General features: G+C 71.1%; 19 protein-coding genes and 3 pseudogenes. 11 read left to right on the top strand and 11 right to left on the bottom strand.

What is annotated here, in order from left to right; all coding sequences use genetic code 11:
* The first annotated feature begins 78 nt into the window (after positions 1 to 78).
* Both ACFZDK_RS18350 and ACFZDK_RS18345 read left to right on the top strand, forming a co-directional pair.
* The gene (locus tag ACFZDK_RS18350) at positions 79 to 1,692 is read left to right on the top strand and encodes a fibronectin type III domain-containing protein (protein ID WP_390973624.1); all 1,614 of its coding nucleotides are present in this window, start codon (positions 79 to 81) and stop codon (positions 1,690 to 1,692) included.
* 378 nt (positions 1,693 to 2,070) lie between these two features.
* Positions 2,071 to 3,978, top strand: coding sequence for an FHA domain-containing protein (locus ACFZDK_RS18345; RefSeq protein WP_390973622.1), 1,908 nt, complete (start codon positions 2,071 to 2,073; stop codon positions 3,976 to 3,978).
* Positions 3,979 to 4,048: 70 nt separating this feature from the next.
* On the opposite strand, the gene ACFZDK_RS18340 is transcribed toward ACFZDK_RS18345, so the two are convergent.
* Positions 4,049 to 5,410, bottom strand: coding sequence for an RICIN domain-containing protein (locus tag ACFZDK_RS18340; RefSeq protein WP_390973620.1), 1,362 nt, complete (start codon positions 5,408 to 5,410; stop codon positions 4,049 to 4,051).
* 196 nt (positions 5,411 to 5,606) lie between these two features.
* On the opposite strand from ACFZDK_RS18340, the pseudogene ACFZDK_RS18335 reads away from it, so the two are divergent.
* Positions 5,607 to 6,236: pseudogene (locus tag ACFZDK_RS18335) on the top strand (hypothetical protein); the annotation flags it as partial.
* A 108-nt stretch (positions 6,237 to 6,344) separates the two neighbouring features.
* Here the strand turns inward: ACFZDK_RS18335 and ACFZDK_RS18330 are convergent.
* On the bottom strand, positions 6,345 to 6,725 hold the full coding sequence (locus ACFZDK_RS18330) for a GntR family transcriptional regulator (RefSeq protein ID WP_390974234.1): 381 nt from the start codon (positions 6,723 to 6,725) through the stop codon (positions 6,345 to 6,347).
* A gap of 211 nt (positions 6,726 to 6,936) precedes the next feature.
* On the opposite strand from ACFZDK_RS18330, the gene ACFZDK_RS18325 reads away from it, so the two are divergent.
* The 3 genes from ACFZDK_RS18325 (at position 6,937) to ACFZDK_RS18315 (ending at position 9,127) form a co-directional block, all read left to right on the top strand.
* The gene (locus tag ACFZDK_RS18325; RefSeq protein WP_390973619.1) at positions 6,937 to 7,143 is read left to right on the top strand and encodes a DUF2180 family protein; all 207 of its coding nucleotides are present in this window, start codon (positions 6,937 to 6,939) and stop codon (positions 7,141 to 7,143) included.
* Between the two features lie 101 nt (positions 7,144 to 7,244).
* A complete protein-coding gene (locus ACFZDK_RS18320) occupies positions 7,245 to 7,682 on the top strand; it encodes a transcriptional repressor (protein ID WP_390974233.1) in 438 nt (145 codons plus the stop codon).
* A gap of 203 nt (positions 7,683 to 7,885) precedes the next feature.
* Positions 7,886 to 9,127 carry an MFS transporter gene (locus ACFZDK_RS18315; protein WP_390973617.1) on the top strand — a complete coding sequence of 414 codons (1,242 nt, stop codon included), beginning with the start codon at positions 7,886 to 7,888 and terminating at the stop codon, positions 9,125 to 9,127.
* A 154-nt stretch (positions 9,128 to 9,281) separates the two neighbouring features.
* Here the strand turns inward: ACFZDK_RS18315 and ACFZDK_RS18310 are convergent, their stop codons facing one another.
* The 3 genes from ACFZDK_RS18310 to ACFZDK_RS18300 form a co-directional block, all read right to left on the bottom strand.
* Positions 9,282 to 10,964, bottom strand: coding sequence for an ABC transporter transmembrane domain-containing protein (locus ACFZDK_RS18310; RefSeq protein ID WP_390973615.1), 1,683 nt, complete (start codon positions 10,962 to 10,964; stop codon positions 9,282 to 9,284).
* A 92-nt stretch (positions 10,965 to 11,056) separates the two neighbouring features.
* Positions 11,057 to 11,185, bottom strand: coding sequence for a hypothetical protein (locus ACFZDK_RS18305; RefSeq protein ID WP_390973614.1), 129 nt, complete (start codon positions 11,183 to 11,185; stop codon positions 11,057 to 11,059).
* A gap of 139 nt (positions 11,186 to 11,324) precedes the next feature.
* Positions 11,325 to 11,933: a DUF1062 domain-containing protein gene (locus ACFZDK_RS18300; RefSeq protein ID WP_390973612.1), complete on the bottom strand. Its 609-nt coding sequence runs from the start codon at positions 11,931 to 11,933 to the stop codon at positions 11,325 to 11,327.
* 253 nt (positions 11,934 to 12,186) lie between these two features.
* On the opposite strand from ACFZDK_RS18300, the gene ACFZDK_RS18295 reads away from it, so the two are divergent.
* A complete protein-coding gene (locus ACFZDK_RS18295; RefSeq protein WP_390973611.1) occupies positions 12,187 to 12,891 on the top strand; it encodes a Clp protease N-terminal domain-containing protein in 705 nt (234 codons plus the stop codon).
* Between the two features lie 132 nt (positions 12,892 to 13,023).
* Here the strand turns inward: ACFZDK_RS18295 and ACFZDK_RS18290 are convergent, their stop codons facing one another.
* Positions 13,024 to 13,458: a VOC family protein gene (locus ACFZDK_RS18290; protein ID WP_390973609.1), complete on the bottom strand. Its 435-nt coding sequence runs from the start codon at positions 13,456 to 13,458 to the stop codon at positions 13,024 to 13,026.
* A gap of 9 nt (positions 13,459 to 13,467) precedes the next feature.
* A pseudogene (locus ACFZDK_RS18285) lies at positions 13,468 to 14,058 on the bottom strand (MFS transporter); the annotation flags it as partial.
* Position 14,059: 1 nt separating this feature from the next.
* Here ACFZDK_RS18285 and ACFZDK_RS18280 point away from each other — a divergent pair.
* Positions 14,060 to 14,394, top strand: a pseudogene (locus ACFZDK_RS18280) (helix-turn-helix transcriptional regulator); the annotation flags it as partial.
* Here the strand turns inward: ACFZDK_RS18280 and ACFZDK_RS18275 are convergent.
* A complete protein-coding gene (locus ACFZDK_RS18275) occupies positions 14,336 to 15,682 on the bottom strand; it encodes an MFS transporter (RefSeq protein WP_390973608.1) in 1,347 nt (448 codons plus the stop codon). The pseudogene ACFZDK_RS18280 and the gene ACFZDK_RS18275 overlap by 59 nt on opposite strands.
* Before the next feature lie 120 nt (positions 15,683 to 15,802).
* On the opposite strand from ACFZDK_RS18275, the gene ACFZDK_RS18270 reads away from it, so the two are divergent.
* Complete coding sequence (locus tag ACFZDK_RS18270; protein ID WP_390973606.1) at positions 15,803 to 16,384, top strand: TetR family transcriptional regulator; 582 nt, start codon at positions 15,803 to 15,805, stop codon at positions 16,382 to 16,384.
* A 248-nt stretch (positions 16,385 to 16,632) separates the two neighbouring features.
* On the opposite strand, the gene ACFZDK_RS18265 is transcribed toward ACFZDK_RS18270, so the two are convergent.
* Positions 16,633 to 17,490, bottom strand: a complete 858-nt coding sequence (locus ACFZDK_RS18265) for a DMT family transporter (protein ID WP_390973604.1) — start codon at positions 17,488 to 17,490, stop codon at positions 16,633 to 16,635.
* A 69-nt stretch (positions 17,491 to 17,559) separates the two neighbouring features.
* The gene (locus ACFZDK_RS18260) at positions 17,560 to 19,332 is read right to left on the bottom strand and encodes an ATP-binding cassette domain-containing protein (protein ID WP_390973602.1); all 1,773 of its coding nucleotides are present in this window, start codon (positions 19,330 to 19,332) and stop codon (positions 17,560 to 17,562) included.
* A gap of 206 nt (positions 19,333 to 19,538) precedes the next feature.
* Here ACFZDK_RS18260 and ACFZDK_RS18255 point away from each other — a divergent pair, with 206 nt between their 5' ends.
* On the top strand, positions 19,539 to 19,802 hold the full coding sequence (locus ACFZDK_RS18255) for a DUF2630 family protein (protein ID WP_390973600.1): 264 nt from the start codon (positions 19,539 to 19,541) through the stop codon (positions 19,800 to 19,802).
* Positions 19,803 to 19,959: 157 nt separating this feature from the next.
* A complete protein-coding gene (locus ACFZDK_RS18250; RefSeq protein WP_390973598.1) occupies positions 19,960 to 20,955 on the top strand; it encodes an amidohydrolase family protein in 996 nt (331 codons plus the stop codon).
* Between the two features lie 34 nt (positions 20,956 to 20,989).
* On the opposite strand, the gene ACFZDK_RS18245 is transcribed toward ACFZDK_RS18250, so the two are convergent.
* A complete protein-coding gene (locus ACFZDK_RS18245; RefSeq protein WP_390973596.1) occupies positions 20,990 to 21,502 on the bottom strand; it encodes a hypothetical protein in 513 nt (170 codons plus the stop codon).
* Between the last annotated feature and the right edge of the window lie 22 nt (positions 21,503 to 21,524).

Below are 21,524 nucleotides of genomic sequence, written 5' to 3'. Positions count from 1 at the left end.
TGTGGTGTTCATGTGGGAGCAGTTGGGCTGGGTCAGGGTGCGGTCGTTGTCAGCTCAGCTGCACGTCGGGAGGGCGTCATGACCACACAGGCAGACTCGTCAGAGGGTAGATCGTCGGGGGGTTCGGAAGGGTTCAGCCGTCGTCACGCGCTGGGCCTGCTGGGGACCGCGGGGGCGGGCGCCGCCGCCACCGGGCTGCTGGGGGCGGGTGCGGCACAGGCCGCGCCGCCCGCCGCCCCGGCCTTCCACCTCACCGCGGACTCCTCCGGTGCGCCCCCCGTCCAGGGCCTGCACCTCACCTTCGGCGCCGACCCGCGCACCCAGATGACGGTCTCGTGGATCACCGACCGGCCGGTGACCAAGCCCGTGGTCCGCTACGGCACCCTGGAACACGGTTTCGGATCAGCCACCGCCGCCCGCACCGTCACCTACGTCGACGGCACCTCGAACCGCACCGTCTACGTCCACCACGCCGCCCTGAACCGGCTCTCCCCGGACACGGACTACCTCTACCTCGCCACGCACGAGGGGGCGACCCCCGACAGCGGTACGTTCCGCACCGCTCCGCGCGGACGCAGGCCCGTCACCTTCACCAGCTTCGGCGACCAGTCCGCCCCGCAGGTGACCTGGGCGGCCGACGGCACGGTCGGCCTGGACGCGAACTCCACGCCCGCGACGAAGGACATCGTCACCGGCATCGAGCAGGTCGCCCCGCTCTTCCACCTCCTCAACGGCGACCTCTGCTACGCCAACCTGGACGTCGACCGGGTGCGGACCTGGAACAACTTCTTCACCAACAACACCCGTTCGGCGCGCTTCCGCCCCTGGATGCCCGCGGCCGGCAACCACGAGATCGAGAAGGCCAACGGTCCGCTCGGCCTCGGCGCCTACCAGACCTACTTCTCCCTCCCGTCCACGGAGACCGACGCCGAACTCGCGGGCCTGTGGTACGCGTTCACGGCCGGTTCGGTCCGGGTGATCGTGCTGCAGAACGACGACAACTGCCTCCAGGACGGCGGCGACGTCTACATCAGCGGCTACTCCGGCGGCCGTCAGCTCGCCTTCCTGGAGAAGGAACTGAAGGCGGCGCGCTCCTCGAGCGACATCGACTGGGTGGTCGTGGCCATGCACCAGGTCATGATCAGCTCCTCGGACGCCAACGGCGCGGACCTCGGCCTGCGCGAGAAGTACGGCCCGCTGTTCGACCGGTACGGCGTCGACCTGGTGCTCTGCGGCCACGAGCACAACTACGAGCGGTCGCTGTCCGTGCGCGGCGTGATGACGGGCAGCGAGACGCTGACCCCCAACCCGGTCTCCCAGGCCACCGACGACATCGACGCCGGTCTGGGCACCGTGCACATGATCCTCGGCGGCGGAGGCGTCTCGGGCACCACGAACCAGAAGTTCTTCACCGACGGCACCGCCAAGGTGATCACCGCCGTCTCCGCGACCGCCGGCTCCAACGGCAAGCGCACCTCCACCTATGTGAAGGAAGAGGCGGTATGGGTCGGCGTCCGGGACGTCGAACACCCCTACGGCTTCGCCGCGTTCACCGTCGACCCCGGCCGGCACCCCGGTGACACCACCCGGATGCACATCACGTACTACAACGTGAACAAGCCGAACGGCGACCTCTCCGTCTTCGAGAAGTTCACCCTGCACCGCAAGCGCTCCGACGGCCACGCGGGCTGAACCGGCACCGGCAGTACGGCGGGGGGGGGGGGGGGGGGGGGGGGGGGGCCCCCCCCCCCCCCCCCCCCCCCCCGCCGTACTCCGAAACGGTCGACTGGCCGAAAACGGCGAACTCCCGCCGGACCGTGCGAGATCGAGGTGAAACGCCCACTGGAACTACTTGGCTGAGCAAGTATATGCTCGCCGACGGGGGCGACAAGCGAAGAAGGCAGCACGCCGCCATGAGGACCGCGTCGCCGCCGCATGGACCGGTCGCGTGGTTCGACACCATGTCAAGCGTGTCGCAGTTCCGCCGGTTGACCGCCGTCCGGCGTGGACGTGCAGTGTCCGGTGGTGCCGCGGTGACGTTGAGGTCAACCACTCCTGGAAGGAAGAGCCGTGGCACCGGTGCTGGTCGGGCTCGAAGGTCTGCTGGCGGGGGAGCGCATCCCGGTCCTGGACACCCGCGTCACCTTCGGGCGCAACGCGGAGAACACCGTCGTCATCTCCAGCCTGAGCGTTTCCCGCTTCCATGCGGAGATCGTCTTCGACGAGGACAAGGGTTACGTCCTGCGTGACCTGGAGAGCAGCAACGGCACGCTGGTCAACGGGCAGGAGGTGGAGTCCCGGCTGCTGCAGCCCGGCGACGAGATCACCCTGGGCGACCAGGAGTTCCGCTTCGAGGTCGCCGACGCCATGGAGACGCTCATGGCGCTCTCCCTGCCCCGGTCCGTCACCCACGGCTCGGTGGACAGCGGGCAGGGACCGGTCCTGCGGGTCACGGTGGCCGGCGGCGGCCCCGTCGGCCTCTCCCTCGCCCTGCTGCTGGAGCACTTCCTCGGCTCCCAGGTCCACATCACCGTGTACGACGGCAGGTGGCGCAAGCAGGGGCGGACCGTCGTCTGGAAGAGCCAGGAGGAGGGAAACGTACGGCGCCAGCAGGTGGTGACCGTGCAGAGCCGCCAGTACCTCGCGTGGCCGGAGGAGGTCCGCACGCGCCTCTTCGACCCGGAGCACTACACGGAGATGTGGCCCTCCGGCCCGGACTCGGTCGGCGACCACCACCCGCGCAACATGCGTATCGCCTACATCGAGGACCGGCTGCTGGAGCTGGCCAACGAGAAGCGGGACCGGATCCGGCTGATACCCGGCCGCTTCGACGCGGCGGAACAGCAGGAGGCCCTCGCCGGCCAGCATGTGCTCGCGATCTGCGACGGCGGCCGCTCCCGCACCCGGGAGCACTTCGCCGCCCGGTTCGGCAAGGCCGACGAGTCGATCTACTCCCTCGACGGTCGTCATCTGCAGGACGTCGTCCTCGGCCTGCGCGTGAAGTCGGGCCTGACGGACCCCATGGCGGTCCTGATGACGGTCGCCCAGAACCGCTTCCTCCTCAACTCGCTGCGCGGCGAGGGCTTCCTGAACATGCGGCTGACCGACGCCGAGGCGGCCGAGGTCATCGGCCTCGACCCGGTCCGCCGGGTCTTCGAGGAGTGCATCGCCTCCCGGCCCTGCCTGATGGACCGCGACGAGTACGGCGACTTCCAGTGCTCCACCCACGGCACCCTGTTCCTGCCCGCACTGGTCAAGGGCTCACCGCTGTGGCGGCGGGTACGCGAGGGGCTGCTGCTGTTCGGCGTCGAGGCCGACGACCTGTCCGCGGTCACGAGCTTCCGCCTGGACATGGTGCAACGCCCGCGCTTCTCTGCGGAGTTGCTGCCGCCGACCACCAACACGCCCGGCACCTACGGTTTCCTCCTCGGCGACGCCGCCAACGCCATCCACTTCTGGCCCGGCCGCGGCCTCAACAGCGGCCTGGCCTCCGCCATCTCGCTGGCCCGCTCCCTCAACGGGGCCTGGAACGGGAGGCCGTTCCGGGACGCGGACTTCCTGCGGCACGAGGCGGCGATGTCGATGCTGCAGTACCGGCACAAGAGCCGGGCGTGGAAGGCGATGGTCACCACGGACGACCGGGGCGTCACCTGGGCGATCAAGGACATCATCGGGCACGGCATCGACGGCATCCCCGACGAGCCCGACCGCGCGGCGGACACCAAGACGCTGCTGGAGCGCATGCAGGCCATCCGCGCCCGGCTCGCCCCCAGGCTGGCGGGCATGCCGGACGACGAGGCGATCCTGGAACGCCTTGCCACCCTGCAGCCCGCCACCCTGCGCATGCTCGTCCTCAGCGGCGCCTGGGACACGCTGACGATGGGCGGCGAGGAGGTCGACATCGACATCTTCTACGGCCAGGACTCCTCGGCCGCCGCCGCCGCGGTGGAGGCGTTGGAGCCGGCGGCCAAGCCGTAGCGGGCGGGCGGAGCGAAAGGCCGGCTCCGCCGTTTCACTGCCATCCGCGGGTCAGGGGCGGGCCGAGCCCTCACTGGCCCGGCGTGAGGATGTACGTGTTGAGGGTGCCCACGGTCGACAGCGGGGTCGGCGAGCCGGTGTCGTAGCGGTCCACGGCGAGGTAGTTGGGCTTCTTGCGGGCGGCGGGTGTGCAGAAGTTCTGGGCGCGGTTGAGGAGTTTGCCGTTGTCGGTCGCGGCGGTGGAGCTGATCGGGTAGTCCCGGAAGTGGTTCATCACGAACAGCGGGTGGAAGGCGGCGGAGTCGGTGGCGAGCGGCCTGCCGGTGCCCCAGCGGCTGTAGCAGGACCAGTCGGAGTCACCGAGACCGGCGCCCATGGACCAGTAGTTCTCCACGGTCCACTCGCGCTGGTACATCACGCCGAAGGTGTCCCGGGTGACCCAGCCGTTCGAGGTGTCGCTCGCCCGGGTCCGGTCGCTGAAGATCAGGAGCTGCTTGCCGCGGGCGGCGAGGTCGGCCATCGTCGGCCAGCCCTTGGTGGCGACGCCCTCCTGGTCCGGCCGGTACAGCACGTCGGAGAGGCCGTTGACGGCGGCGAGCGAGGACTTCAGCACGTCGGAGGAGGCGTAGTCCTCCAGGAAGACGGTGGCGAACTGGCCGGGGTTGGCCTTCAGGAAGTCGACCATGCGCTGGAGATCGGTGGCGAGCGGGACCGGGCTGCTGACGCCGTCGCAGCTGTTGTGGCAGAGGACGGCCTGGCCGCCCACGGTGTAGTCGTCCAGCATGAAGCCGCGGACGCCGTCGGACAGCTGTCTGCTGATGCCGTAGTTCTGGTTGGGGAACAGGTTCACCGGGAACGAGGCGAAGTTGCCGTCGGAGCCGTTGGCGAAGGCGTTGTGCGCGGTGAGGAAGGTGACCTGGTCGAGGGTGCGGGTGTCGGCGGAGGGCATCGCCGTGGTGGCGTACGAGACCGGGGTGAGGTACCAGCGGGCGAGGTCGCCCGCGGAACCGAGTTGTACGGCTGCGGAGTCGGCGGAAGCGGCGGTGAGGTACTGGGAGGTGCCGGGGACCGTGACGGTGTAGGTGCTGTCGGCGCCGGCGGTGACGGTCCAGGTGGTGCCGTCCGCGCCGCAGGTGGCGGTGACCGCGGCGGTGCCGCTGCGTCCCAGGCAGGTGCCGGACTCGTCGGCGTTCTGGAGCTGGTAGCCGCCGCTGACCGCGACGGGTGTCCACTGCTGGTGGTCCTCGTTGCCCTTGGGGTTGTGGGCGGCCACGGTGCCACCGCTGTCGGCCGCGTTGAGGCCGGTGGCGTAGTTCTGCAGGTAGACCGAGGCGGTGGGGACCGCGGCCGAGGCGGTGCCCGGGAGCAGGGCGGGTGCCGACAGGGCGAGGACGGCGGAACAGCACAGAACGCGCAGGGGGCGCAGGCGCACGGGTTTTCCCTTCACTCTGGCACGAGTTGCCAATAGCTGTCAGTGGCATGACATACCCGGTGGGATGTGTGCTGCGCCAGGGGTCCCGGTTGAATTCCTCGTGGGCGCACCCGAGTTGGGCCGCATCCGCGCGAGGGCGTTCGGGGGCGGCCGCGGCGGCAGCGGTACCCCGCTGCCGTTGCCGTAGATCGCCTGGATGCCAACGGTGCTGATTCCGTTGAGGTTCAGCGGCGCGGTGGTGATCTGCTGGTACCGGCCGGCGCTGAGGCCCGGTGCGGTGCTGGTCAGACGCACCCATCCGCCACTCGTCGGTGAACTGGTCGCGAAGGTGGGCCGGCGGCGGCTCACGGCCGTTTTCGGCCCGTCGGGGCGCGGGAAATCCTCGTTGTTGAGGGCGGGCCTGGTCGCCGTGGCGAAAAAGACAGGGCTGAACGGCACGCCCCTGCCCGTCCTTCTGCTCTCGCCGGGGACGAGCCCGCTGGAGGAGTGCGCCGTCAGGCTGGCGGAACTCACCGGCGATTCCCCGGGCACACTCAAGGCGGAGTTCCTCGACGATCCCGGCAACCTCCATCTGCGCATCCGGCAAGCCCTGGTGGACCGGCCCGAGGAGGCCGACCTGCTGATCGTGGTCGACCAGTTCGAGGAGGTCTTCACCCTGTGCTCCAACCGCGCCGAACGCGACGGATTCATCGCGGCCCTGCTCACCGCTGTCGGCGCCGCGACCAGCCGGGCCCGCGTCGTACTCGGCGTCCGTGCCTACTTCTACGGCCACTGCGCCCAGAACCCGGCCCTGGCCGACGCGTTGCGGGACGCGCAGGTCATGGTCGGGGCTGAGCGAACCGCCGTCCAGCCCGCGCTCGGGCAGCCCGGCCAGGCCGCCGACGGCCGGCACCCTGCTGCGCTCCAGGGACACGCCCGGCCCCTCGATGAGCCGTCAGGCCCGGTCCAGGGCGATGAACGCGCCCGACGTGAGCCCGAGCCGGGCGGCCAGCTCCGGATCGGAGACCTCCTCGAAGCGGAGGATCTCGGTCGTCAGCTCGGTGCCCTGCTCGGCCGGCGCCCGGGTCCAGCCCAGCCGGCTGTCGAGCGGCGTCCCGTCGAAGGTGACGAACGAGCCGATGCCCGCGTGGGTGGAGATGAGGCCCTCCTCACCGAGGACCCGAAGGGCCTGCCGAAGGGTGGTCCGGCTGACGCCGAACCGCTCTCTGAGCGTGTGCTCCCCGGGGAGTCGGCTGCCGTCGGCGTGGATCCCGGCTCGGATCTCGTCGGCCAGAACGTGAGCGATGCGTTGATGCTTGTGAACCTGTCCAGGCATGTCTAGGCAGTAGGTGAACAAGTGCTCGTGGTCCAGAGGTGCCGGGGGAACGGTGGATGGTTCCGCGGATGGCTCCATGGATTCCTAGAGTTGACTCTGTCAAAACTAGCGGGCTATGTTCGAAGGGCGGCGAGGGCGTGAGCGCCCGTCGCGCAGACATCCGACACCCCACTGCGCAAGGTGAGTGGGCCAGTTCACTTCGGGAATCGCCATGCACTGTTACGACTGCGCCCAGGAGGGCCGCACCGACCACACCGGGATCGGCGCCTGCACGCGCTGCGGACTCTTCACCTGCGCCGACCACTCGCGGATCACGCGGACGACCGTTCAGCGGCCCGTCGGGGTCATCCCCATGACCAGTGCCGTCCAGGCGCGGCGCCTGGTGTGCGGCGCGTGCCGTACGGCCGAGGTCGCCTAGAACTGACTGAGTCAACTCTGGGTTGTTATCGTGGGGCGGGAGACGCCGTGGCCGCGCAGGAGCGCCGCCCGGCAGACAGGCCCTGGGAGAGCGAGATGACCATGGAGCAGCCGGTGGGTGACCTGCTCAGGCGCAAGGGGCTGCGCAGCACCGCCCAGCGCCGGGCGGTGCTGACGGCGCTGCAGGGCCATCCGCACTCCACGGCGGCGGACCTCGAGACCCGCATCGGCACGGACCCGGCCGCGGCCGGCGGACTCTCCCGGCAGGGCCTCTACAACGTCCTCGAAGACCTCACCAAGGCACAGCTGATCCGCTGCATCGAGCCGGCCGGTTCGCCCGCCCGGTACGAGCTGCGGGTCGGCGACAACCACCATCACCTCGTCTGCCGCCGCTGCGGCCTGATCGAGGACGTCGACTGCAGCGTGGGTGCGGCGCCCTGCCTCAACCCCGAGAAGGACCTGGGCTTCGCCGTCGACGAGGCCGAGATCACCTGGTGGGGAGTGTGCGCGGGGTGCCAGGAGGCCCTCGCGCGGGGATGAGGACCCGGACCTCCGGCGTGGTGACGCAGCTCACCCCGTTCTACGGGCCGATCCCGGAATGCACGCCCAATTGATCTCGCTGCAACGTTCTTGGGGTGTGCTGGGCAAGGACGCTCGGCGCGGCCGGTCCCGGAGAAACCGTCCCGGTTCCGCCCCGCTCACCGTCCCCGGATCCACCGTCCCCGAAAGGCCCCTCCGCCACCATGCCATTGGCTCTGCTGGCCCTTGCCGTCGTCACGTTCGGCATCGGCACCACCGAGTTCGCCACCATGGGCCTGCTGCCCCAGATCGCGGACGGACTCGGGGTGTCGGTGCCGCACGCGGGCAACCTCGTGTCGGCGTACGCGCTCGGCGTCGTCGTCGGTGCTCCCGTCCTCACCGGCATCGGCGCGCGGGTTCCCCACAAGCGGCTGCTGCTCCTGCTGACCGGGCTGTTCGTGGTGGGCAACACGGCGTCCGCGCTCGCCCCGAACTTCGGTCTGCTCTTCGCCGCCCGCTTCCTCGCCGGACTGCCGCACGGCGCGCTGTTCGGCGTCGGCGCCGTCGTCGCCTCCAAACTGGTCGCCCCCGACCGCGCGGCACGCGCCGTCTCCCGGGTGTTCCTCGGCCTCACCATCGCGAACATCATCGGCGTCCCCGCCGGCACGGCCCTCGGCCAGCACCTGGGCTGGCGCTACGCCTACTGCGCGGTCGCCGTCATCGGTCTGGTGGCGCTCGCCGCCCTCGCCCTCCTCGTGCCCCACCAGCCCCGCGGCCCGCAGGCGGGCATCCGCCAGGAGCTGCGCGCGATGGGCAACCGGCAGGTCTTCATCGGCCTGGCCACCGCCGTCGTCGGCTTCGGCGGCTTCTTCGCCGTGTACAGCTACCTCGTCCCCATGCTGACGCACCTGACCGGCATCTCCGACGCGTCGACCACCCTGGTCCTCGCCCTGTACGGCGTCGGCATGACCCTCGGCACCCTGGTCGCGGGCCCCCTCACCGACCGCGCCCTGCGCCCGACGCTGTACGCCGGCATCACCCTGCTCGCCGCCGCCCTGGTGACCTTCTACTTCACCGTCCACAGCACGGTGCCGGCCCTGGTGACGGTCACCTTCATCGGCGCGATGGGCGCGCTCATCACCACGCCCGTCCAGATGCTGCTGATGATCAACGCGAAGGACGCGCCGACGATGGCGGCGGCCTCCAACCACTCCGCCTTCAACATGGCCAACGCGGCCGGTGCCTGGCTCGGCGGCCTGGTCATCTCGGCGGGCTGGGGCTGGGCCGCGCCCAACCTGGTCGGCGCGGTGCTCGCGATGGCGGGCCTGGGGCTCGCCGTCACCGGCGGCTTCCTGGACCGCGGTGACCGTCCTTCGAAGGTGGTCGCCGTCACCGCGCAGGGCACCGGCGAGGTGGGGCACGCGTCTGCGTCCCCGTCCGAGGGCATGCGGGACCGCGCTGTCTAGAACCGTCGGCCGGCCCGTTGACGAAACGGGCCGTGCCCTCGAGCGCCGGGCGGTGCCGCGCTGGTCACCGTGCCGTCGGACAGATGCAGGACGAGGTCGGCCCGGGCGGTCAGCCGTAGGTCATGGGTGATCAGAAACGTCGTACGGCCCGCCGTCAGCCGGCCCAGGGGCCCATCACGCGGGCCGCGGCGGCGTCGGCGAGGCCGGTGGTGGGTTCGTCGAGGACGAGCACGGGAGCGGTCCGCAGCAGGGCGCGGGGCAGCGCGATCCTGCGGCGCCGGCCGCCGGAGAGAGCGCTGCCGCGTCTGCCGACCGGGGTGTCGTAGCCGTCGGGAAGCGCGGCCACGAAGTCCTGGGCGTCGGCCGCGACCGCGGTGGCGCGCACCTCCGCGTCGTCCGCGTCGGGCCGGGCGACGGCGATGTTGTCGCGGACCGTGCCGTCGAAGAGCATGCTCTCCTGGGGCAGCAGTGTGATGTGCCGGCGCACCTCGTCCACGGGACGGCAGTCGATGTCCTGCCCGTCGAGCAGGATGCGGCCCCGTGAGGGCTCGTGGAAGCGCAGCAGCAGACCGGCTGGCGTGGACTTGCCCGCACCGCTCGGCCCGGTGACCGCGACCAGCGGACCCGGCGGAACATCGAGGTGTACGCGGTCCAGCACGGGCCACCGCTTGCCGGGACAGGCGAAACCGACGTCCTCGAAGGTGACGGCACCACGCACCGGCCCGGTCGGTACCGGGACACCCGGACTCGACCTGTCCGGACCCGGGGCGGTGCGCAGGACCTCGACGAGCCGTTCGCAGGCGGCGGTCGCCGAGGAAGCGCCGACGACCAGTTCGCCGAGCTCCTGCAACCGCGGGTGGAGATAGCCGAGGTAGGCGGCGAAGGCGAGCAGTCCGCCGACGCTGAGGTGGTGCGCGGAGATCTGCCAGGCGCCGGCTCCGATCACGGTCAGCACGCTGACCGTCTCCAGGAGTTCGCCGAGCGGGCCGTACACCGACGACAGCCGGATCTGCCGGAGCCCGGCACGCATCCAGTCCCGCCCCTTGCGGTGCACCTTGGCGCGCTCGGCCTGCTGACGGCCGTAGGCCTGCACCAGTGGCATGTTGGCGAGGCTCTCCTCCAGCAGGGAGGCCAGCCGGCCGTTGCTGTCGCGTTCCGCGCGGGTCGCGCTGCGCATCAGCGTGCCGAAGACCCGGGCGCCGACCCGGATCAGCGGGGCGGCGGCGAACGTGATCAGCGCCAGCCGCCAGCTGGTGTACAGCGCGGCGACGGCGAAGACGAGCGCGCCGACGGCCGAGGTGAGCAGTTCGACGGGCGCGGAGGCCACCAGGGTCTCCACGACCTCGATGTCCCCGGTGAGACGGGAGAGGAGGTCGCCGGTGCCGAAGCGGTCAAGACCGTCCGGCGGCAGTCGCTGGAGATGGGCGAAGAGACGGTCCCGCAGACCGAGCAGGAAGTGCTCGCTCGTCCAGCCGGCCAGGCAGCCACCGGCCGCGGCGGCGACCGCGCCGCACGCGGCGAGCCCCAGCCACAGGGCGGCGGGATCCCAGAAGGCGGCGAGGTCACCGGGCGTGAGCACGTCGTCGGTGAGCCGGCCCGCGAGGTCGATCGCGCCCGCGTCACAGCCCGCCGACACCACCAGGAGCAGCGCCGACACCAGTACGGCGGTGCGATTGCCGCTGACCAGGGGCCAGAACGTACGGAACGCGGTCCACGGCGAGAGCCGGGCGTGCCGCATCCGCGCCGGCGCGGCGGCGGCACCGGTGGGACGGGTGGAACTGGCGGGACTCGCGGGGCCGGCGTGGGCGGACCTGTCGAGCGGTGCGGCAGTGGACATGACCGGCCGGTACTCCCTGACTCCATGGGCGCGCCGGGACCGTCCGCCCTGTGCGGGAGGCGGTCGAACCCCGGCGCCGTCCGGCGGTCGCGTTACTTGGCCTGCTTCTTGTGCTTACGGTGGTGCTTCTTGTGGTGGTGCGGGTGATGCGCCTCCTTGGCGGCACACCCGACTTCCTTCTTCTTGGCCTGCTTTGCCAGCGTGATCTTCGCGAAGGACACGGCCACTCCTCCCTTTCTCTCCCGTACTGCCCGCGTGTGCGGTTCGAGCGTGAATACGGGATCGGGAGAACGCCGATTCAAGACGGCAGTTGAGGGTTGGATGGGATTTGCTTGCCGAATCTCTCACCTGAAATCCCCGTCAAATCAGCCCTGTTGACGGCGGGGCTTGATCGCCGCGGATGGTGCCCGGCCAACCGTCCTGGTGTTTGAGTGTGAAGGTGAAGTCGCCGGAGACCTTGCCGTTCAGCCGGGCCGTCGAAACGAGTCTCCCCTCGGTGATCAGCCTCTCGACCTCGGCCCGGGACAGACCGCACGCTTCGGCGATCAGTCGCACCGGCCGGACGGGGATCGGGGCCGCGAAGCGGACCGAGACGTCGATGGCCTCGCGGTCCAGGTGGTCCGAGCCGCCGGTGTCGAGGTGCCAGGCGCCGTCCCAGTCGAGGGCGATGCGGTTGCGGCGCCGCACCACCGGATCCTGGAGCAACTCGGCTGTCAGGGCGAGGTCGTTGTCGTGCAGTCGGTCCAGCAGGTCGGGCCGCACGGAGCGCACGTTGACCCGCTCCAGGACCGTGAGTTTCGCCGTTTCCCCGCAGCCGGTGCAGAGGACGAGGAGCCAGACGTCGATGAGTTTGTGGTGTGCGTTGACGCGGAACTTGCCGCTCGCCCGGAAGGTCCCGGACGCGCACGTGTGGCAACGGCGCAGGACGAGCGGCAGGCAGGTGGGCATGACCACCCAGATGTTGAGCACAGAAGTACACCGGTTTCAGTGAGAAGTCCGCAGCAAAAAGCAGCGCGGCGCACGGATGCGACGCGCGACAGATCAGCGCTCGGGGGGTCTCACACGGTGTACAAGGGCACGTCCTTGGCGAGGCGGCTGGGATCGGCAGCACGGTACGGGGACACGGCGGCGCCGCTCCACTGATTTTCGAGCGCCGCGTCGCCGGGCGCCTCAGCGTCAATTGCAAGTTGACGCTGAGGCATCGTCAACTTAAGATTGACGCATGAGTCCACTCGACATCAGCCTCGCCGACCTGATCGCCCGTCTCGACGAGGAACTCCCTGAAGCCAACGAGCTGGCCCGCATCAGCGAGGCGCGACTTCGTGCGCAGACGTTGTCCGACCTCGGTGACCAGCTCATCGACCACTACGTCAGCAAGGCCAAGCAGACCGGCGCGTCGTGGACCGAGATCGGCGACGCCATCGGGGTGTCCAAGCAGGCCGCCCAGCAACGCCACGCGCCCTCCGCGTTCGAGGGGTTCACCAACCTGAACCGGCACAGCATCGTGCTGGCGCAGGAGGCCGCGCGCACGTACAAGCACGACTCCATCGGTACCGAACACCTGCTGCTCGGCCTGCTCGGCGAACCGCGGGGCCTGGCGTACGAGGTGCTGGTGGCGAGGACCGAGTCGGAGCAGCGTGTCCGCGACGCGATCACGGAAGTGATGCCGGCGGCCGGGGAGAAGGCGCTGCGGGGCCACATCCCGTTCCGGGAGGAGAGCAAGGAGGCGATCGGGCAGGCGCGCCGTGCGTCGGCGGACCTCGGCCACGACTGGGTCGGCACGGAACACACGCTGCTGGGTCTGGTCCGCGTCGAGGAGAGCCCGGCCGCGCAGATCCTGCGCAACCTCGGCTTCACGTCGGACGAGTTGCACGAGTCCGTCAAGGCCGAGATCGTCCGACGGCGTGCCGTGCGCGACGAGGAGTAACGGGACGACCGGTCGCCGCGGAAAGCGGGACCGGACCAGATCGGCACCGCCTTTCCATCCGCCGCCGCCAACAACTGTGCAGCGCGCGGGGGATGGGAGGCGGTGCACCGTCCCGCCGTCATCGCAGGGCGCTCAGTCGAGGCAGAACTCGTTGCCCTCGACGTCCTGCATCAGGATGCACGACTCGTTCTCGTCGTCGGCGAGCAGCACCTTCACCCGCACCGCGCCGAGCGCGACCAGCCGTGTGCACTCGGCCTCCAGCGTGGCCAGGCGCTCTTCCCCCACGAGCCCGGTGCCCACGCGCACATCGAGGTGCACCCGGTTCTTGACGACCTTGCCCTCGGGAACACGCTGGAAGAACAGCCGCGGGCCCACATCCGAGGGATCACTGCAGGAGAACCATTTGTCCCGGTCCTCCGGAGACCGGGAGTCGTTGTACTCGTCCCAAGTGGCGAACCCCTCGGGTGGCGGCGGCGCTTCGTACCCCAGCACCTCGCACCAGAAGCGGGCGACGCGCTCGGGTCGCGCGCAGTCGAAGGTGACTTGGAACTTCTTGATCGATGACATCGGCGCACCTTAGCAGGGGGCTCGGTCGCTCACTTCCCGGTGCGGATCCGGTTGGTGGCGGGGCACACCGGGTTCGCGCAGGGTGCCGAACAGCGGGCCGCTCAGCACCGGCATCAGGACCAGCGGCGCCAGGGCCGTCTGCAGCGAGGTGGCGTCGGCCAGGCCGCCGATGCTCACGGTCAGGCCGAGGGTGACCCCGCCGGCCGTGCCGATCCGCGAGGGCAGACAGTCCTGACCGAGCGTCACCTGGAGCGAGAACGGCCCATACAGCCCGGCCGACGTCAGCGCCACGAACGGGTAGAGGGCCGGGCCCGGCACCCACACCACACCCGCGACGGCCACGACGGCGAGCGTGTACGACCAGCGGCAGACGGCCACCCGGCCCCACCGGCCCGCCAGGGCCCCGCCCAGCACGGACCCGACCGCGCTCCCGAGGTAGAGGACGGTCAGCGCCGCCGTACCGGCACCCGTGCCGCCGCCCGTGCGCTGCCGGGCGTACAACGAGACGAAGGTGCTCAGACCGACGAACGCGACCGACCGGAACACCACGGCCAGGGACAGCCGTACGAAGGAGGGCACGTCGTCGCTCCCGGCCGGCACCCAGCCGCTCCACCTGCCCACCCCGGCCGCACCCTGCTGCGCGAGCTGTGCGCGATCCTGCGGGCGGACCCGGCCGACGAGCGCACGCTCAAGGAACTCGGCCGCGTCGTCGGTGCGAGCGACCGCACCCTGTCCCGGCTGTTCCACGGCGACCTCGGCATGACCTTCCCGCAGTGGCGCACCCAACTGCGCCCGCACCACGCGCTGATCCTGCTCGCCGACCGCACCCCGGTGACGACGGTCGCCCACGCCTGCGGCTGGTCGTCGGTCAGCGCGTTCATCGACGCCTTCCGTCGGGCTTTCGGTCACACTCCGGGCTCGCATCCGGCGAGCTGACGTACGGCGTCGACGCCGACGCCGACGCCGACGCCGATGCGGATGCGGATGCGGATTCCGACGGGTACCCGCGGGCCGCCTCCGGGTCCCGTACCGCTCGCACCTCTCGCACCTCTCGCACCGGCCGCGGCGAACGCGCGGCAGGCGTGGCGAAGGCCGCCGCCACCACCAGCACGAGCACCAGGATCAGCGCGTGCCGCAGCCCGAAGCGCTCACCGAGATAGCCGAGGGACGGCGGGCCCACCAGGAAGGCGACATAGCCGACGGTCGCGGCGAGCGAGACCCGCGCGGCCGCGTCCTCGCCGGAGTCGCCCGCCGCGGAGAGCGCGACGGGGAACCCGAGCGAGGCCCCGAGTCCCCACAGGACGGCGGCGGCAGCCGCCACCGCCTGGTTGTCGACGAAGATCACCAGGGCCAGTCCGGCGGCCCCCACCAGCGCGCTCCCGCACAGCGCCGCCGCCCGCCCGAACCGGTCGACGAACCGGCCGCCGGCGAACCGCCCGACGGTCATCGCGGCGGCGAACACGGCGTAGACGGCCGAGCCCAACGCGGCGTCGAAGCCGTGCCCGTCCACCATGACCAGCGGCAGCCAGTCGTTCGCGGTGCCCTCAGCCAGGGCGAGGGCGAGGATGACGCAGCCGATGAGCAGGAGCGTGGGGTCCTTCCAGACCGCCGTGCGGGCCGCGCCCGGTTCACGGCCACCGGTGGCGGCCTGGCGGCCCACCTCGGCCGGGACGCGCCGGATGACCAGGGCGAGTGCGACCAGGACGACGGCGGTGACGGCGAGGAGATGGACCAGTACGGGGAAGTCGATCGCCGTCAGGCACATACCGCCGACCGCGCCGACGACGGTGCCCAGGCTGAAGAAGCCGTGCATGGCGGGCAGCGTGGAGCGGCCCAGCAGCCGCTCCACCTCCGCGCCCTCGATGTTCAGGGCCACCTCGCCGCCGCCCATGCCGAGACCGAACAGTCCCAGGCCCAGCGCGACAGCGGGACCCGAGCCGACGGCGGCGCCGACACCGACGACCGCCGCACCGGCCGCCACGGTCGAGGTGCCGACCAGGATGACCAGCCGGGCGCCCCAGCGGGCCACGACCGCGCCCGAGCACAGGATCCCGGCCATCGAACCGACCGAGAGCCCGAACAGGATCAGACCCATCTGCGCGGTGGAGGCGCCGAGCAGGTCGCGCACGTCGGGGGTGCGGGTGACCCAGGAGGAGATCGTCAGGCCGGGGACGAAGAACAGGACGAAGACGGCGGTACGGCGCCGGGCAAGATCGGCGGTCATGGGCGGGGGCTCCAGAGGTGTCCGGGCAAGAGTCTGTGCGACCGAGTCTGTACGACCGTACACACTTGGTTGTACATCTGTACACACTCGGGGCCGCTCCACCCATGACACATTGAGGGCGTGAGCGGCACACGACGCGAGATCCCGAACGACCCAGGACGCAAGGAGCGCATTCTGGACGCGGCCCTCGAGGTGATCGCCGAGGGGGGTGTGCACAGGACCACCCATCGGAAGATCGCGGCGCGGGCGGAGGTCCCGCTCGGTTCGCTGACGTACTACTTCGACGGCATCGCGGACCTGTTGGCCCAGGCCTTCGCCCGGCTCTCGGACACGATGTCGCATCTCTACCGGCGGACCCTGCAGTCCGCCGCCTCGACGGCCGAGGCCGAGGCGGCCGTCGTCGAGCTGATCTGCGGACCGGCCTACGCGACGGAGCGCGACATGACGCTCATCTTCGAGATGTACGCCTACGCCAACCACAACGAGGCGGTCTCCGCCACCACCCGCACCTGGCTGGAGCGCAGCAGGGACAGCCTCGCCCTGCACTTCACGCCCGGGGTGTCCCGCGCGCTCGACGCGCTGATCGAGGGCTGGCCGATGCACCGCGCCTTCGACGACACGCCCCTGGACCGGCGCCTGGTCACCGAGACCGTGCACGCGATCGTCACCGCCGCCCCGGAACTCTCCACCGGCGCCGGTTGAGCGGGGACGGGCCCGTACGTCCGGTGTGACCATCACACCATCGGGTGCGCTATTCTTGATCCAGAGCCGGTCGCCGTGAAGTCCCGGCGCTCGGCGACGCGTTGGTGGTCCAAGGAAAGACGCTTCGCTTCCTGCGGAGAAATGCAGGTGCAAGGCCTGCCTGGCGCTCGATGAAAGGGCCCGTCCGCACTGCGGACGGGCCCTTCGCCTTGCCGTCCGCGCGAGAACGCGCGGCGCGGGGCGCCCGCTCAGTGCACGACGTCCGCGAGATGGGGCACCACACGCGTCAGCCGGACCACCCCCCACAGGATGAGACCGGCGCCGACCGCCTCGGGCAGCAGCCACCAGCCGGTCCGTACCGACTCGTCGAACAGGGCGACGCCCAGCAGCAGGCTGACCGCCGCGTCGCCGATGGTCAGCGCGGGCTGGGAGGCCACGAGCGGACCGGCCTGCAGCGCGTTCTCCAGGAGGATCAGCGCCGTGATCCCGGCGAGCGCGAAGCCGTAGGTCTGCCAGGTGGTGAGGAAGGCGGGCAGACCCGCGTCGGCGAGGCGGTCGGTGGCCGACTTCATGAGCGCGGCGGTCAGCGCGTTGCCGATCGCGGCACCCGTCGCCAGCGCCGCCGCACGGAACAACGGCGACGAGGAGGACCGCTGCAGCAGCACGGTGCCGGCGATGGCGCCCAGGGTGAGGACCAGGGCCGGGATCCAGCGCTCCATGGACGCCTGGTTCCGGCCGCCGGACGGCGCCGCCGAGCCGAGCAGGAGGGCCAGGCCGGCCACCACCACGGCGACCGCCCACCAGCCCTGCGCGTTCGGCCGCCGGTGCAGCAGCGGCACCGCGATCAGCAGGGCGAACGGCAGCTCCAGCATGAACAACGGCTGGACCAGCGCCATCGGGCCGTTCACCAGGGCCAGCGCCTGGAACACGGCGGCCCCCGCGACCCCGGCGATCCCGATGGCCCAGGCGGGCCGCCGTACCAGGGTGAGCAGCAGGCGCACCCCACGGCTGCCGGGCACGGTGGAGGCGGCCTTGCGCTGGAAGGCCGTGCCCGTCGCATTGCTGACGGCACCCAGGACGGCGAAGAGCACGGCGAGCCCCATCATGCTTCCAGCATGCCGTCAGCGGACCGCCCGCTCTTGCGGACACGCGGCCGGTCGACGCCCGTGTCCCCGTCAGGCCACCTGTCCGCCGTGCAGCGCGGTGTAGACACCGCCCCGGCGCAGCAGTTCCTCGTGGGTGCCGATCTCGTGGATGCGGCCCTCGTCCATCACCACGATCCGGTCGGCGCCGCGCACGGTGGACAGCCGGTGGGCCACCACGAAGGTGGTACGGCCCCGCAGCAGCCGGGCCAGGGCCTGCTGGACCAGTGCCTCGGAGCGGGTGTCCAGCGCCGAGGTGGCCTCGTCCAGCACCAGCACCCGTGGGTCGCGGATCAACGCCCGTGCGATGGCAAGGCGTTGGCGCTGACCACCGGAGAGGCGGGCGCCCCGCTCGCCGACCACGGTGTCCAGGCCCTGGGGCAGCCGGTCCACGAACTCCAGGGCGTTGGCGTCGCGCAGCGCCGCGCGCACCGCGTCCTCGTCGGCCTCGTCCTCCATGCCGTAGGCGACGTTCTCCCGGACCGTGCCGTCGAAGAGGATCGACTCCTGCGGGACGACCGAGACGAACCGCCGGTAGGTGCGCAGATCGAGGCCGCTCATGTCGGTGCCGTCGAGGAGCAGCCGGCCGGCGGTGGGCCGGATGAACCCGATGACGAGGTTGAGCACGGTGGACTTGCCGGCCCCCGAGGCGCCCACCAGGGCGACGGTCTCGCCCGGTACGACATCGAGGGTGAAGTCCGCGACGGCCGGGCGGCCGGTGTCCTCGTAGGCGAAGCCGATCCGGTCGAAGGTGACGGCGCCGCGCACGGCGGTGACCTCCGTCCGGCCCTCGTTGTCCTCGAGTTCGGGCGCCTGCAGCACCTCGCCCACCGAACGCACCGACTCCAGCCCCTTGGTGATGACCGGCGCCAGACTGGTCAGCGTCGTCGTGGAGTTGGTGAGGGTGGTCAGGAAGGCGCTGAGCATGACGACGTCACCGGCGCTGACGCCCCAGACGCCGTAGTACGACACCAGCGCGGCGGCGCCCAGCACGGCGACGCCGATCACGTTGAGGACCACCCAGGCCAGCGACCCGAAACGGCCGTTGACCAGGTCCAGGCGCATCCCCGAGGTGAGCAGCCGGCGCAGGGTGCCGTCCATCCGGCGCAGCGCCTTGCCCTCCAGGCCGTGCGCGCGGGTGACCGGGATGAGCCGCGTCATCTCGGTCACCCGGGACGACAGGGTCTCCACCTCGTGCCGGAAGTGTTCGTTGTGGCTGCGCAGGCGCGAGCGCAGCCGGGCCACGATCAGCGTCGCGCCCGGCACCACGATCAGGAAGACCGGCAGGAACTCCGGGGTGCGGACGCCGATGATGACCAGTCCGCCGGCCAGCACGGTCAGCGCGCCCAGGCCCTGTTCGGCGGTCTGCTGGACCATCTGCTCGACGGTCTCGACGTCCCGCACCACCTTGGCCTGCAGCACGCCCGCGCTGACCCGGGAGTGGTAGCCGATCGACAGCTGCTGCATGCGCGTGCACAGCGCCGAGCGCAGCGTGGTGCCCATCCGGCGGACGCTGCCGTAGAGCAGCCGTACGTACAGCACGTGCAACGGGTAGTTGACCAGCAGGATCGCCATGATCACCGCCACGGCCGTCCACAGCCGGGAGACCGGCCGGTGCCCGACGACCGTGTCGACGACGGACGCGGTGATCAGCGGCAGCAGCCAGATGGGACTGTGCTTGACGGTGAACACCAGGACCGCCACCGCCAGGCTGCGGCGGTCGGCGCGCAGCAGGTAGGCGAGGGTGCGGACGGGGTGTTCGCCCCGGTAGCGGTGGTCGAGCGGTCTCTGCGACGTCGATGCCATCGACGGTGTCCCCCCTGCTGCGCCCGGCTTTCAGCAACCGCTTTCCGTCGATCACCGTACACCCGGCGCCGGACGGCCACAGCGGATCGGGGCGACTGACCGATGCGCCCGGGAGCCGGGTGGGAGAAGGTGGGGGAGAGGGGCGGACGATACGGTGGGCGCCCCGTCGTACTCCGCACCACTTTGTCGTCCGGAAAGAGGCAGCCATGACAGGACCAGAGGCCGAGGCCGAGAAGGAGATCCTCGGCCGCATCACGGAAATGATCAGCCAGGAGAAGGACCTGCGTGACCGCCTGGCGCAGGAGGAGATCGACGGGACGACCGAGCACGCCCGCCTGGCCCGCCTGGAGACCGAGCTCGACCAGTGCTGGGACCTGCTCCGGCAGCGCCGGGCCCGGGTCGCGGCGGGGCAGGACCCCACCGGGGCGAGCGTCCGTCCGGCGTCCGAGGTGGAGGGCTACCTGTCCTGAGGGGATGTGCCGGGAGGGCGGCACCCCTGCGCGTGGGTGCCGCCCTCCACGTCCTCGTGCGGTCACGGAGGTCGCCACCGTCGCGTGATGATTCCCTCACGCGCAGCCGCCCGGGACGGGCTGGACGCGTCGTCCGGCAGTACCGATCGTGGGCGGTATGAACGATCACCGCACGGCACCCGCAGGCCCTGCCGAACCCGCCCCCGCCCACGGCCACTTCCACCCGGCGGGAACACCGGTGCCGAGCGAGGCCGCCGGTGCGGGGGCGGGTGTGAGTGCCGCGGAGGCCGGAGAGGTACGCCGTTTCACGGAGCGGCTGGGTCTGCCCGGACTGGTCGACGTCCACACGCACTTCATGCCCGAGCGCGTGCTGCACAAGGTCTGGAACTACTTCGACACGAACGGACCGCTGATCGGCGGTCTGGAGTGGCCGATCACCTACCGCAAGAAGGAGGCGGAACGGACCGCACTCCTGCGGGAGTTCGGCGTCCGGGCCTTCACTTCGATGCTCTACCCGCACAAGTCCTCCATGGCGACCTGGCTGAACGCGTGGGCCGCCGACTTCGCGGGCCGTACCCCCGACTGCCTGCACACCGCGACCCTCTTTCCCGAGCCCGGCGTCGAGACGTACGTCGGCGAGGCCGTCGAGGCGGGCGCCCGGGTGTTCAAGGCGCACGTCCAGGTGGGGGCCTACGACCCGGCCGACGAACTTCTCGACCCGGCCTGGGGGTTGCTGGCCGACGCCGGGACACCGGTCGTGATCCACTGCGGCTCCGGTCCCGCGCCCGGCAAGCACACCGGTCCCGAGTCGATCGCCCGGGTGCTGGCCCGGCATCCGCGACTGCGGCTGGTCGTCGCGCACATGGGGATGCCCGAGTACGAGGAGTTCCTCGGCCTCGCCGAGCGCTACGAGGAGGTGCGGCTGGACACGACGATGGCGTTCACCGACTTCACCGAGCAGTTCATGCCGTTCCCCGGCCGTGCCCTGCCCCGGGTCGCCGGCCTGGGCGACCGCATCCTGCTCGGCTCCGACTTCCCCAACATCCCCTATCCCTACCTGCATCAGCTCCAGGCCCTGGAGCGTCTGGACCTCGGACCGGAGTGGCTGCGGGCGGTGTGCCACGACAACGCGGCGCGCCTGTTCGGGGTGTGACCGGGACGCCGGGTGCCGGGTGCCGATCGGTCGGTCAGACCGGTGGCGGCTCGGGTGCGGCGACGACGGCGACACCCACCTCCAGCTTCTCGAACAAGTCGAGCAACTCGGCCAGGGAGACCGGTCCGTAGCCGTGGCCGATCAGCGCGACCGGCTGCCGGAAACCGTCCCGTTCGGCGGGTACGAAATCGCTGACGGTCTCGCGGCGCACGAGGACGACCCGGTCCTCGTCCAGGGGATCGCGGGGGAGCGAGTCGAGGTGGGCGCGCAGATCGGCCGGATGCGAGGTCAGGTCGTCGGCGAGGAGGCTCCGGTAGGCCAGCAGGGACACGGCGAGCCGGTCGCCGGTCCGCTCGTAGCGGGCCGAGAGATCGTGCGGCAGCAGGTAGAACACGCCCTCCTCGCCCTCGTGACCCCGGTTCAGCAGCATGCCGGCCATGCGCTCGGCCGGATCGGAGGAGGTGTGGTCGAGGTCCAGGATCACGGCCCGGTAGTCCGGGTCGAGCGAGGGAATCGCGCTGATCCACATGCGGGCGGAGCCGTCCATGGCGGGCATTCAAGCACACGGC

It is taken from the genome of Streptomyces sp. NPDC007901 (assembly GCF_042959465.1).
Classification (GTDB): Bacteria; Actinomycetota; Actinomycetes; order Streptomycetales; family Streptomycetaceae; genus Streptomyces.
Note: the sequence above shows the minus strand (reverse complement) of the source record. Positions and strands in the feature narration are given on the sequence as shown.